The sequence below is a fragment of the Orenia sp. genome, from assembly GCF_055140805.1.
Window position 1 is genome coordinate 23394 of record NZ_JBSQYM010000048.1, and the last position, 13152, is coordinate 36545.

Annotated in this window: 11 protein-coding genes; 2 read left to right on the forward strand and 9 right to left on the reverse strand. The window is 30.9% G+C overall.

Features of this window, described 5'->3' with window-relative positions; all coding sequences use genetic code 11:
* Positions 1-38: 38 nt before the first annotated feature.
* From ACTCDL_RS06680 to ACTCDL_RS06705, 6 genes are all read right to left on the reverse strand, one after another.
* A complete protein-coding gene (locus ACTCDL_RS06680) occupies positions 39-197 on the reverse strand; it encodes a hypothetical protein (RefSeq protein WP_463175255.1) in 159 nt (52 codons plus the stop codon).
* A gap of 532 nt (positions 198-729) precedes the next feature.
* Positions 730-1716, reverse strand: coding sequence for a UDP-glucose 4-epimerase GalE (gene galE / locus ACTCDL_RS06685; protein WP_463175258.1), 987 nt, complete (start codon positions 1714-1716; stop codon positions 730-732).
* A 406-nt stretch (positions 1717-2122) separates the two neighbouring features.
* Positions 2123-4318: an alpha-galactosidase gene (locus ACTCDL_RS06690; RefSeq protein ID WP_463175261.1), complete on the reverse strand. Its 2196-nt coding sequence runs from the start codon at positions 4316-4318 to the stop codon at positions 2123-2125.
* Positions 4319-4364: 46 nt separating this feature from the next.
* Positions 4365-5156: a carbohydrate ABC transporter permease gene (locus ACTCDL_RS06695; protein WP_463175278.1), complete on the reverse strand. Its 792-nt coding sequence runs from the start codon at positions 5154-5156 to the stop codon at positions 4365-4367.
* Between the two features lie 104 nt (positions 5157-5260).
* Positions 5261-6094: a carbohydrate ABC transporter permease gene (locus ACTCDL_RS06700; RefSeq protein ID WP_463175281.1), complete on the reverse strand. Its 834-nt coding sequence runs from the start codon at positions 6092-6094 to the stop codon at positions 5261-5263.
* 141 nt (positions 6095-6235) lie between these two features.
* Positions 6236-7480 (reverse strand): ABC transporter substrate-binding protein, encoded by a 1245-nt coding sequence (locus tag ACTCDL_RS06705; RefSeq protein ID WP_463175264.1) that lies wholly within the window; start codon positions 7478-7480, stop codon positions 6236-6238.
* A 532-nt stretch (positions 7481-8012) separates the two neighbouring features.
* Between ACTCDL_RS06705 and ACTCDL_RS06710 the strand changes: the two genes are divergently transcribed.
* Positions 8013-8858 (forward strand): AraC family transcriptional regulator, encoded by an 846-nt coding sequence (locus ACTCDL_RS06710; protein ID WP_463175267.1) that lies wholly within the window; start codon positions 8013-8015, stop codon positions 8856-8858.
* Positions 8859-8931: 73 nt separating this feature from the next.
* On the opposite strand, the gene ACTCDL_RS06715 is transcribed toward ACTCDL_RS06710, so the two are convergent.
* The gene (locus ACTCDL_RS06715) at positions 8932-9192 is read right to left on the reverse strand and encodes a SemiSWEET transporter (protein ID WP_463175269.1); all 261 of its coding nucleotides are present in this window, start codon (positions 9190-9192) and stop codon (positions 8932-8934) included.
* Positions 9193-9278: 86 nt separating this feature from the next.
* A complete protein-coding gene (gene melA / locus ACTCDL_RS06720; protein ID WP_463175271.1) occupies positions 9279-10574 on the reverse strand; it encodes an alpha-galactosidase in 1296 nt (431 codons plus the stop codon).
* 131 nt (positions 10575-10705) lie between these two features.
* On the opposite strand from melA, the gene ACTCDL_RS06725 reads away from it, so the two are divergent.
* Positions 10706-11545, forward strand: a complete 840-nt coding sequence (locus tag ACTCDL_RS06725) for an AraC family transcriptional regulator (RefSeq protein WP_463175274.1) — start codon at positions 10706-10708, stop codon at positions 11543-11545.
* A gap of 46 nt (positions 11546-11591) precedes the next feature.
* On the opposite strand, the gene ACTCDL_RS06730 is transcribed toward ACTCDL_RS06725, so the two are convergent.
* Complete coding sequence (locus tag ACTCDL_RS06730) at positions 11592-12677, reverse strand: GerAB/ArcD/ProY family transporter (RefSeq protein ID WP_463175276.1); 1086 nt, start codon at positions 12675-12677, stop codon at positions 11592-11594.
* Positions 12678-13152 lie beyond the last annotated feature (475 nt).

A 13152-nucleotide genomic window follows, 5' to 3' on the forward strand; every position in this document is an offset into this window, starting at 1 on the left:
CTCCTTATTTTAATATGTTCAACCAACAAAAATCCTTCTTAACTGGCAACATAATTATATCCACAATAAGGGCAACCATCTTCTTTAGCAGCCTTTTTATACTTAGATTGAATTTTAACTCGGCATTTGGGACAAATTCTAGTTCCATCTTCATTCTTTCCCATACCATAATACCTTACACGCCCTCTGATCTGCATTATAGCCCCTCCCCTTATGATGTATAAACTTAAATTTTAGATAGATATTAAGACACTTTGCTTATTAGGTAGACAGGTGGTAGGCGGTTAACAACTGTCTAATCTAAACATCCAAAGTGTCGCAATATATCAATATAACGCCGTGTACTCGTAGAAGAACTGATACAACAGAATGATATTGCGACACTTTTGAATTTAAACTTAAAAAGATTTTAAGGTTTTTAAGCCGAAAAAAATTTCTGTTTGAACGAAGCAAATATTCTCGAAGAACAATAATTATAGCGTTATCTCTGAAGTAGAAGCACTATATTTCTAATTTTCAAGAGATATTAGTTGCTAAGAGAGTTAAATTTTCTTCTTGATTTTTTGGTTACTTTTTCATCAAGGAAAAACGTAACCCGCCCTTAGGCGGAACCTAAGATTTTTGTTCGCTTTTAAAAAGCAAAAATGTCGCAATATACCCATAAAAAGACACTATTAACTGGCACAACAGATCAATATAGCTTTATATTTAAACATCACAAAACTATTACTATTTCTTAAAACCTGTTGGATGGTTCTCATGCCACTTCCAAGCTGTCTCAATGATTGTCTTTAAATCACCATACTGAGGATTCCAAGCTAAGTCTTCTCTGATTCTATCAGAACTAGCAATCAAAGTTGCAGGATCTCCTGCTCTTCTATCACCCTCTACTGCTTCAATCTCTTTACCTACAACCTCACTTGCTACGTTAATTACCTCTTTTACTGAGTACCCATCACCATTACCCAAGTTATAAATCTCACTCTCTTTACCAGTTGCTAAAGCCTCAATTCCTAGAATATGGGCTTGAGCTAAATCGGTAACATGGATATAGTCTCTAACACAGCTTCCATCTCTAGTTGGATAATCAGTACCAAAGATAGCTAACTTACCTCTTAAACCTAAAGCTTTCTGTAATACAATCGGAATTAAATGGCTCTCTGGATTATGGTCTTCTCCAATCCTTCCAGATTCATCGGCACCACTTGCATTAAAATATCTTAAAGAGACAAATTTCAAACCATAAGCTTGATCATAATCCTTCATTATCTCTTCAAAAAATAGCTTTGATCTACCATAAACACTGGTTGGATCTTTAGGTAAATCTTCTGTAATCGGTACCTCTTCTACATCTCCATAAACTGCTGCAGTAGATGAAAAGACAATCTTTTTCACATTATGCTTGACCATTACATCTAACAGATTTAATCCATTAACTAGATTATTACGATAATATTTAGCTGGATTCTCCATCGACTCCCCTACTAGACTATCAGCAGCCAAGTGAATTACTGCTTCAATCTCATACTCATTAAAAGTTCTATCTAATAATTCTCTATCAGCTAAATCACCTTCAACAAATACTCCTCCTAAAACAGCTTCCTTATGACCCTTTTGCAAATTATCATAGACTACAACTTGATGGTCAGTCTCTAACAATTCTTTCACTACATGACTACCAATATATCCAGCACCACCAGTTACTAAAATATTCATTACTTAATTCCCCCTTTGTTAATAATCTCTTTGACTCTTTAATCATCAGTTTTTCTTTCGTTAAATTACTAGCTCTAATCAACTTAATTAATTATTTTAATAAAGATGATAAATAAAAATAATATTGTATAAAATTTCACCTATATTATAGTGGATTAAATTCTTAGAGATTATACCCTGCTATAATATTATTTACTAATTATATTATAGCCTAATTCTTAAGCAACGTCAAACTTTTTTAATTAAAGAAACTAAGTTTAGGAATAAATTTTCTCAAAATATATCTGCATTAAAAGATTATGTCTTATTTTTCTAAAATAAATTTACAGCTCATTTATGTTAGACTTGCTTTAATAATATAATTATCAGCCAACATAAATGAGCCTTCTTAAAATCTAATTACAATCTATTTAGTAGCTTTTAACTTCCAAACAATACTTCTAAAATCTCCACCATTTAATAATTCATCAGGAATATTTATTCCAATATGCATTAAGAAATCTCCATCATAAGTCTTCTCAGTACCTACTAATTGATATTTAAACTCTGGATTTAATCCCTTAATCTTCAAGGATCTACAGCCAACATTTGCTTCTGCTAATACTTTATAGTATCCAATATAGGCTACTTGTTGATCAGCAGAGACCACACTCCAAGCTGTTTCATTACCTTCAAAAGGACTTAATAATCTATAAAAATTACCTTGCTGCACCAATTTTCTTATCTCTTTATATTCTGCTACCTGCTCTTTAACTAGCTCTTTTTCTTCTGTTGTCATTTTAGTCAAGTCTAACTCATAACCAAAGTTACCAAACATCGCTACATGACCACGCATATCTAAAGAAGTAATTCTTTGTACCTGATGATTTGGCACTGCTGAAACATGAGCACCGATAGCACTTAACGGATATACAATACTTGTTCCATACTGAATCCTTAGCCTCTCTACAGCATCAGTATCATCACTAGTCCAAGTTTGGGGCATATAATAAAGCATACCTGGATCAAATCTTCCACCACCACCAGAGCAACTTTCAAATAAGATATCAGAAAACCTGGTAGTTAATTTTTCTAGAATTCTATATAGTCCTAACATATATCTATGAGCAGTCTCTTGTTGCCTTTCTGGTGGCAATTTAGCAGAACCAATCTCCGACATATTACGGTTCATATCCCATTTAACATAGGTAATTGGAGCACTTTCTAAAATAACCGAAACCTTTTCTATAATATAGTCACATACATCTTCACGGGATAAATCCAAGATCAATTGATCCCTGGCTGTTGAACGCTTTCGATTCGGAACATGAAGGCACCAATCAGGATGAGCACGATATAAATCACTATCTGGTGAGACCATCTCAGGTTCAAACCAGAGACCAAACTCCATTCCTAAATTATTTATCTGCTGACCTAGCTTACCTAAGCCATTAGGAAGTTTATTCTTATCTACAAACCAATCACCTAAAGAACTTGTATCATCATTCCTTTTACCAAACCACCCATCATCTAATACAAATAACTCCAAGCCCAGCTCTTTTCCTGATTTAGCTATCTCTAGAATCTTATCTTCATCAAAATCAAAATAAGTTGCTTCCCAATTATTAATCAAGATTGGTCTAACCTTATCTCTAAATTTACCACGAGCAAGGCGAGTTCGATATAACTTATGATAAGTCTGAGACATCTTATTAATCCCTTGATCTGAATAGACCATAACTACCTCTGGAGTTTGAAAATCTTCTTGCGGTTCTAATAACCAATTAAAATCAAAGGGATTAATCCCCATAGAAACTCTTGTTTGGCTATATTTATTAACCTCAATCTGAGCTAAAAAGCTTCCACTATAGACAAGACTAAAACCATAAACTTCACCTTGATATTCAGTTGTATTATCCCTTAATAATGCAATAAAAGGATTTTGAGAATGACTGCTAGCTCCCCTTTTACTTTCAATTGATTGTAGCCCTTGTACTAAAGGTCTTGTTTTAATATGCCTTTCTCTAGCCCAAGCCCCAGACAACTGTAGTAATTCAAAGTCACTATCTTTAAAATCAAGACTAGAACTTAAAGCACGAGATAAATTAATAGCCTCATTTCCTTCATTAATAAAGTAAACTGACCTTGTAATAGCATCCAAATCTTCATAAACTGTATAAGAGAGTCTTACCTTAAGCTTAGTTACTTCGTCAATTAGTGTTATCTCTAAGCTTTCAGCTTCTGACTCATCTTCTACATAAGTTACTGGTAAGCCCTTTAGCTTCTTCTTACCTTTAAAAATATCATGCTCTAAATACTTTAGCTCAGAGATTCTAGACCCATTCTCTAACTTAACTTGATAAGCAGGTTGACGAAAATCAGAATTTCCATAGCTTGGATATTCTTTTGAGATCACATCCATTGCAAAGGAATGCCCCTCTTTTTGTGATAATAAATAAGGGTTTAATGCTAATTCATGATAAGCTTTCAACTCTGTTGCTTTGATTTTTTTACCCCAATATCCATGTGCTAACTCTCCATTATCCAAGATTTTCATCAGATAACTTGTATCCTTGGCTTGTAAGTGAAACATATTATTCTCTTTATTATAATAGATCCCCATAACCTTCCTCCTAATTTAACTATTAAGTAATTGATTATTTCTCGTATTAACCTTTAACTGACCCCTTCATTACACCACTAATAATCCATTTTTGAGCAAAGATATAGACAAGTATCATTGGCGCTAATGCCAAAATATAAGAAGCAAATGCTAAATTATAATTTGTACTAAATTGAGACTGAAATACATATTGGACTAAAGGTAAAGTCATTAATTTCCGCTCATTTAACATAATTAATGGTAACATAAAATCATTCCAAGCCCATAAAGAGGTTAAAATAGCTATTGTAGCATTAATAGGTTTTAATAACGGAAAGATAATCTTCCAAAAAATCTGCCAAGTACTAGCTCCATCTATAATTGCTGCTTCTTCTAAGGAATTAGGCAATGACTTAATATAGCCAATATAGATAAAGATATTCATTGACAAGCCATAAACAATATATAAGATCGTTAATCCTAGTCTATTATCTAAACCTAAAAAACTCATCTCTTTTACAATAGGTAACATAATAATTGGAAAAGGAATAAATAAAGCAGCAATAAAATAATAATAAAGAAATTTGAAGAATTTTTTATTCAAATTTCTAGCAATAGCATAAGCAACCATAGAATTTGTTAGTAAAGTTATAATTACAGTTGGAATTGTGACTAGACTACTGTTCTTAAAACTTCTAAAATAATGGGTTAACTCTATTGCCTTAGTAAAGTTCTCCCAATGAATTTTTTTGGGGAACGCAAATATAGATTGAGCTAACTGTTGAGGGCTCTTTAACGCTACATTTATTGCCAAATAGAGAGGAAATAATATAGCTAAAGAACCAATTAATAATAGGATAGTAGCACCCCAATTTACATCACTATCTTTAAAAAATTTAAAGAATCGACTTGACTCCTTACTTTTTAAATTAGTTTCTAAATTAGCTTCTTCTTGACTAATCACTATAGCTCTACCTCCCTTTTTTGCAGTACTTTAATTTGGAAGACTGAAATAACTAAGATAACAATAAAATAAATAACGGCGTTAGCTGTCTGATAAGCAAATTCTCCACCTGCAAATCCTCCACGATAAATTAATAAAGAGATTGATTCTGTAGCTCGACCTGGTCCACCATTTGTTAATGCCATAACATGATCAAAAACCATTAAAAAATTCTTCATAGCTAAAACCATATTGATAGTGAAGAAGGGTGAAATTAATGGAAAAGTAATATTAGTAAATTGCCTCCACCTACCTGCTCCATCAATACTAGCAGCTTCATATAAAGTATGATCAATTGTCTGCAGACCTGATAAATATAATAGAGTATTAAATCCACATGATTGCCATACTGCTAAAATTACTACACCAATCCAAGCTAAATCTGGGTTTCCTAAAATACTCTTAGTTAAGGCATTAATTCCTAATGCTTGAGCAATATCTGGCAAGAAGAAAGTAAAGATATAATTAAAGATATACCCAACAACCAAAATACTTAAGATATAAGGTGTAAAATAAATAGCTCTAAGAGCAGTCTTAAACTTAATCTTTGCATTTAAGCCCATAGCAATTAATAGACTGATTATATTTACTGAGATAGTAGCTATAATTGCAAATTTAAAAGTAAAGATATAAGAATCTAAAGCACGACTATCCTTAAATAAATTAATATAATTTTTTAATCCTACAAAATCCCAAGTCCCATATCCCTTCCAATCAGTAAAGCTATACAAAATTCCAGTTAATGCTGGTAATGTATGAAAAGCGAAAAATAAGACTAGGGCTGGAATTGTCATCAAATAAAATGTTTTATTACACTTATTCTGCAATTTAATACCTCCTTTGATAATAATAATTGACAATTGACAATCTAGAATTTACAGTTAAAAAATAAATAGTTTTTAATTGATTATCAATTGTCAATTATGCTTTATCTTTTACTGTCTAGCTTGTACTTTATCCCACTCATTATCTAATTTTTCTAAGAAGGCATCAACATTACCATCTAATAGAAATTCTTGAATTAAGTTCTCAATTTGTAGCCCTGATGGATAGTAATGATCTGAAAACGGAACTAAACGTCCAGTTTTGAAATACTCTTGAAGACTTGCTAAAATTGGGTCTTGTTGATAAACCCCTTTAAGAGTTGAAAATAACTTCTGTTGCCCTATATAATATTCTGCATTCTTCTTTTCTAATAAGAAATGAATAAACTTCTTAGCCGCCTTAGCTTCTTCTCCTTTGAGTTTAATAGACATAGTCAACACAGTATCTACCCCTGAAACAAGCTTATTTTGACTTGAATCATTAACTGCTGGAAAAGCAAAGACTCCTAGATTAATATCAGGATTAGCCTGTTTAATCTGTCCAAGCGCCCAGATTCCTTGTAAATACATAACAGATTTACCATTAGCAAAGGCTATATTTCCTTGATTATACCCAGTTGCAAAGTTATCATCATCACCATACTCTAATAGAGAATACATTCTCTTAGCAACTTCATGATAACCTTCTTTAAAAGTAGTTTCACCCTCTGCTTTAGCTTTAATAAAATCTATTCCAGCTAGATTAGAGGCTAATGCATTCCAACTAGGTAATGTAGTCCAAGCCTCTCTAAAGGTTAAATAAAATGGTGTCTCGCCAGCTTCTTTAATCTTCTCTGCTGTAGCAATCAATTGATTCCAAGTCGTTGGTACCTCTAAGCCTAACTCTTCAAATTTATCCTTATTATATATAATAGGAACAGCATTTGCCGTATAAGGGATTCCATAACTTGTATCAGTATCACCATGTAACTCTCGTACCATTCTTATATAAGCCTCTTGAACATCATCTAAAATAGGATCATCGGTAAAATTAGCATATATTCCTGAATCAGCTAATTCACCATAAACAGCAGCTCCATTAATTGTCATAATAGCTGGAATATCATTTTTAGATAACCTTGATCTTAATACTGTATCAGGTTCTGGAACATTATTCTGTTCAATCTTAATATTTGGATTTTCCTTCTCAAACTCAGCGATCAAATGATCAAAAGCACCTACTGCTTCTTGTTTATATTGAAAGAATTCTAATGTTATCTGCCCATCTTTATTACTTGCTTCTTGATTTCCGCCACATCCAGTCAACAATATCCCTACTAGTAAAAAGACTGCTAAGGTACTGATAATTTTTTTCATAATATCCTCCTTTTTTTATATAAGCTAACAGTTAGCAACTTTGTTAAAAAAGTAAATAAAGTGATTAATAAAATAAATTTTAACACTAACTTATCTAATTTATAACCCCTCTACCCTCCTTCTTTTAAGCAGTTGATAAATACCCCATTTTTAATAGTAACCGAAACAAGAAAACTTATCTACTACTAAAAATGGGGTATGGGATTATATACTTATAGAATTATACCTATTATGCTCTTTTATTATAGAATAATCAATCTAATAATTATTATCTTATGTTTACATCATCTTAAAGTTATTGATATAATATAGACATGAGATTCTAAGTTAATGATATCTTATCTGCTTATAAAATTATTCTTATTAATTAGTAATATTGTTTTTATCTGCCACTTAATTAGATTAACTATTATCTTATATTTAAATTATAACCATTTTAGTGAATAAAGTAAATGATAGTATGTTGACTTAATATGATTTAATGTTGAATCTGTATTAAATTAATAGCAACTTAAATAAAGGGAGGATTATTATGTTAAATAGCTATAAACACCAAGCACTAGATATTGATATTAATAGATTAAATCTAACTGATATGGATATATATGTTAGCGGAGTTCAAAATTGTAAAGCAAATCATCCTTTTGGACCCGCTGTTAGAGATTACTTTCTAGTTCATTACATCTATAAAGGAAAAGGAAAGTTTATAGTAAACAATAAAACATATCACTTAAGTGCAGGGCAAGGATTTCTAATCTGTCCAGATATAGTTACCTACTATGAAGCAGATAGTGATAATCCTTGGACTTATGCTTGGATTGGTTTTAATGGCTTAAAAGCTAAAACTTATCTAGAACAAGCAAATCTAACCCAAGATAATCCTATCTTCTCCACCAAAGAAAATTCAATCAAAAAAATATTTGATAAAATGAAAGTAGTTAACGATCTAAAAAAAGGTAAAGAACTGGAACTACTGGGACTACTATATTTATTTTTATCCAAACTCATTAAAGACAATGATAATTTAAATTCTGATAAAGAAAACCCTAAAGAAATTTATTTAAAGGAAGCTATAAAATATATTCATAAAAATTATGATAGATATGATTTAACAGTCTCGCAAATAACTGAATATATTGGAGTAGATAGAACTTATCTCTGGTCTATCTTCAAAAGTTACCTTAACTTATCACCTCAACAGTTTCTAATTCAATTTAGAATAGATAAAGCATGTAGATTAATGGAGAATAAAAAATTATCAATCGGAGATATTTCTCGCTCTGTAGGTTATGAAAATCCTTTAGTCTTTTCTAAAATGTTTAAAAAAATTAAGGAAGTCCCCCCCTCAAAATATAAAAAAGAGACTGATAATAAATAGAAACTAAGCTTAAAGTCTTTAACTAAAGACTTTAAGCTTAGTTTTGCTAAAGATCAAACCATATATTCTGACTTTATCTGCTTTTCAATAAATTATTAACCTTAATAAATAATAAAATTAATAAACAGACAAAAGTAAAGGCATTTGCAGCAGTTATTGGAAATACATTGATACTTAAACCATAAATCAGCCATAAAAAGACCCCTGTGATAAACATAAGCAACCAACTCCAAGACATATCATCTGTTGATTTGCTCTTTAATGTTTTGATTACTTGAGGCAGAAAAGCAGTTGTGGTCAAAACAGCTGCCATATTACCAATAAATTCAACCATACTAAATACCTCCTCTTCTTTAACAATTACAATAAAATAAAACTGAACTTCTTAATTAAGAAGAAGCTCAGTAATTTTTATCTTCTTTATTTAAATTCTGGTAACCAGTCACCATGTGCTTCAATTAAATCATCACATAAAGCAACTATATCATCTATCGATAACTCTGCAGAAGTATGTGGGTCTAACATAGCAGCTTGATAAATATATTCCTTCTTTTGAGTTAAGGCAGCTTCTATTGTTAATAAATGAACATTAATATTGCTTCTATTTAAAGCAGCTAATTGTGGTGGTAACTCTCCAACATAACAAGGTGTAACTCCATTTTTATCAACTAAACACGGTACTTCTACAATAGCATCACTGGGTAAATTAGTAATCAATCCAGTATTTAAAACATTCCCACCAATCTTATAAGGCTTTCCAGTTTCCATTGCTTCTATAATATAAGAACCATACTCATTACTACGTTCATGCTCTAAATCTTGATTATTAACTAATTCATCTCTCATTGTTTCCCATCTCTTAATCTGCTCTTCACAACGACGTGGATACTCATCTAAGGGGATATTAAATTTTTCAATTAATTCAGGGTAATTATTCTTAATAAAGTAAGGTAAATATTCTGCATTATGCTCACTAGATTCTGTTACATAATAACCAAAACGCTTCATAATTTCATAACGGACCATATCATCATGAGGAGTCTCTCTCTCTAATACTCTCTTCTTAATCTCTGGATACAGATCTTTTCCGTTGTCAGTAATTTCCAAAAGCCATGCCATATGGTTAATTCCCGCAATCTTAGATTGTAATCCTTCTGTATCCATTCCTAATGGTTCCAAAAGTTCAGGGACACATTTTTGGACACTATGGCAGAGACCAACTGTTTTAATCTCAGTAGCCTTTAACATAGCACCTGTTAAAATTGACATGGGATTTGTATAATTTAAAAACCAAGCATCAGGACAGACCTCTTCCATATCCTTAGCAAAATCAAGTAAAACTGGAATTGTTCTTAAAGCTCTAAAGATACCACCAATCCCTAAGGTATCACCTATTGTTTGTTTTAATCCATATTTTTTAGGTATCTCAAAATCAGTTACTGTACAGGGCTTATAGCCACCTACTTGAATAGCATTTATTACATAGTTGGCATCTCTTAAAGCCTCTTTACGGTCTGTATAAGCAACTATTTTTGCATAGTTTCCGTGATTTTTATTAATATTATTGAGCATCATCTCAGAATCTTTTAATCTTTGCTGATCAATATCGTATAAAGCAATGTGAGAATCCCTTAGTGCTGGTGATAAGATACAATCTCCTAAAATATTCTTAGCAAAAACTGTACTACCTGCTCCCATAAAAGTAATTTTTCTCATAATTATATTCCTCCTTTAAATTATTAGCTTATTTATATTCTACTCTTTTATTATCATAATTTGAATGGAACTATGTTAGTTACTTATGGTATAATGTTAGATATAATAAGAATTGAAAGGAGAGGATTTATATGTCCTATGATCTTATGGATATAGATATTAACAGATTAAATCTTACTGATTTAGATATGTATCAATGTGGGATGCAAATTTGTCGTCCTAATCATTCCTGGGGACCTGGAATTAGAGATCATTTTTTAATTCATTATATTTTTGAAGGAGAAGGTATTTTTCAAATTAATAATAAAACTTATCAACTGCAAGCAGGAGATGGCTTTCTAATCCCCCCAGATACAATTACCTATTATCAAGCTAAAAGAGATAATCCATGGCATTACGCTTGGATAGGATTTAATGGACTTAAAGCAGAATCTTACCTCCAGCAAGCAAACTTAACACTGAACAATCCTATATTCTCAGTTACAGAGACTTCTTTTATTAAAGAATGCTTTACTAAAATGATCTCTACACAAGAGCTAATAAAAAGTAGAGAAATCAGATTAACAGGTCTTTTGTACATTTTTCTCTCCCATCTTATTGAAATAAGAGAGAATAATTCATCTGACAACAATGATATTGATAGAACTGAACTGTATATTAAAGAGATAATAAATTTTATTGCTAAAAATTATTATCGGAAAATTAGCATTACTGAAATAGCTGATCACATTGGTCTAGATAGAAGTTATATGTGGTCAATTTTTAATGAAATTCTTCATACTTCACCACAACAGTTTTTAATTAACTTTAGAATAGATAAAGCCTGTGAACTAATGAAAAAAAAGAACTTATCAATCGCTGATATATCCCGCTCTGTAGGCTACCAAGACCCTTTAACCTTCTCCAAGACCTTTAAAAAAATCAAAGGAATCCCCCCATCAAAATACAGAAAGGACTTATATAATAAATAAAGGAAAACAAAGATTGCTCCTCTTGTTAGACTTTAATCAAAAAAGGTCAGCAATAATTTATTAATTTCTTCATATATCTCTTCAAATAATAAAAAATTAGCGTAATTAGAGGAATATAAATACCAATTACAACATTAGATATTAAACTAATTCCAAGTCCAAATTGAACATGTTGCCAATAACTCTTAGCTACAATATTGGCTAAATAAATAGATATTATAAGAACAAAAAATACCATCTTTTTATAAGAAACTTGGAAAAGTTGGGAATAACCTTTAATCCCAGCATAAGCCAAAACTGATGCCTTTACAATTAAAACTAAATTAGTTACTAAAACAATAATGATATTAAGCTTTAATAAGTCACTTTGAGTAAGCTGAGTTGCTTGAATGATAGGAAAACTTAAATTTTCTGCTAGATATATTCCTAAAACTGAAATTAACATTACCGTATCAAATAGTATTATTAAAGAGCCCCATATATTAGCTAAAATTAATAACTTCTTTATTTTATTAAAAGTAACATTAACATGAGGAATAATCATCATAGAAACAGTTAATTCAGCATAAGGAAACCCCATAAGCTTAGAATGAACTGTACTTAAGACTAATCCTTCATGTAAGATAGGCTTTAAATTATTAAAATCACCACTAACCATCATAAGATAAGAATCAGAAATTAGTATATATACAAAAACGACAGGAAAGATAACACAAGTAACTCTAATCAGCACCTCTATTCCTTGATATAAAGCATATATCATCAAAATAACCATTAAGGTAAGAATCACCACAATGTTAATATCAGATAAAAAATTATGGGTAATTTGCTCAGCAAAATCTCTAATATTTCTAATCGAAATATAAATACACCAAGTCGCATAGATAAATCCCACAAACCAGCCCAAGTATTTACCAAATATCTCTTGGGTTATCCCAATAAATGTAGCACCAGGATATAATGAATTTATTTTTACAAATAACAAACATAGAAATATTCCGTAAGTCATCCCAACTAAAATAGCTAGCCAAGCATCTTGTTTTGCGTCAATACCAATTGGGAATATAATTGTTCCACCTATCATAAAGTTAGTCATGGTTAATAGAAATTCAAAGCCAGATATCTTCTTCATCAAAACACCTCATAGTTATTTATTATAAATAGATTTTACAATTAAAAACTATTTATTCATATTAGATTAATAAATAATTATGGTTCTTCCACTATATCTACGGTGAAAAAGAATTGTTAGCCACAGCTTTCAACCTCTAGTGTCCTATAGAACCTACGGGTTAAAACCCGTAGCTAGCTAATAACTTAAATTCGACGAATTATACTTTTAACCACAAAGTTCGTTGTTAAACCATAATTATTAATTAAATTTTTTGTATTAAATAAAAAACTGAACCCTTAATTAAAGAGCTCAGCAAATACTTCTTTATATATTATAACTGTTAAATTGTAAATCATTTATATCACTTGGTAAATTTTATTTTAAAATATCTTTAATTATAGATATCCAAGTCTAAAATGAAATAAATCAAAACCTTTCATACCTCACTCTAACTCTCTCCTACCTTAGGAGAGAGGACTAAAGCATCTTTTAT

Coding starts and splice junctions, on each gene's coding strand:
- ACTCDL_RS06705 (WP_463175264.1), bottom strand. CDS start 7,480: ATGAAAAAAATTATCAGTACCTTAGCAGTCTTTTTACTAGTAGGGATA.
- ACTCDL_RS06725 (WP_463175274.1), top strand. CDS start 10,706: ATGTCCTATGATCTTATGGATATAGATATTAACAGATTAAATCTTACT.
- ACTCDL_RS06680 (WP_463175255.1), bottom strand. CDS start 197: ATGCAGATCAGAGGGCGTGTAAGGTATTATGGTATGGGAAAGAATGAA.
- ACTCDL_RS06700 (WP_463175281.1), bottom strand. CDS start 6,094: ATGACAATTCCAGCCCTAGTCTTATTTTTCGCTTTTCATACATTACCA.
- ACTCDL_RS06710 (WP_463175267.1), top strand. CDS start 8,013: ATGTTAAATAGCTATAAACACCAAGCACTAGATATTGATATTAATAGA.
- galE (WP_463175258.1), bottom strand. CDS start 1,716: ATGAATATTTTAGTAACTGGTGGTGCTGGATATATTGGTAGTCATGTA.
- ACTCDL_RS06690 (WP_463175261.1), bottom strand. CDS start 4,318: ATGGGGATCTATTATAATAAAGAGAATAATATGTTTCACTTACAAGCC.
- ACTCDL_RS06715 (WP_463175269.1), bottom strand. CDS start 9,192: ATGGTTGAATTTATTGGTAATATGGCAGCTGTTTTGACCACAACTGCT.
- ACTCDL_RS06730 (WP_463175276.1), bottom strand. CDS start 12,677: ATGAAGAAGATATCTGGCTTTGAATTTCTATTAACCATGACTAACTTT.
- melA (WP_463175271.1), bottom strand. CDS start 10,574: ATGAGAAAAATTACTTTTATGGGAGCAGGTAGTACAGTTTTTGCTAAG.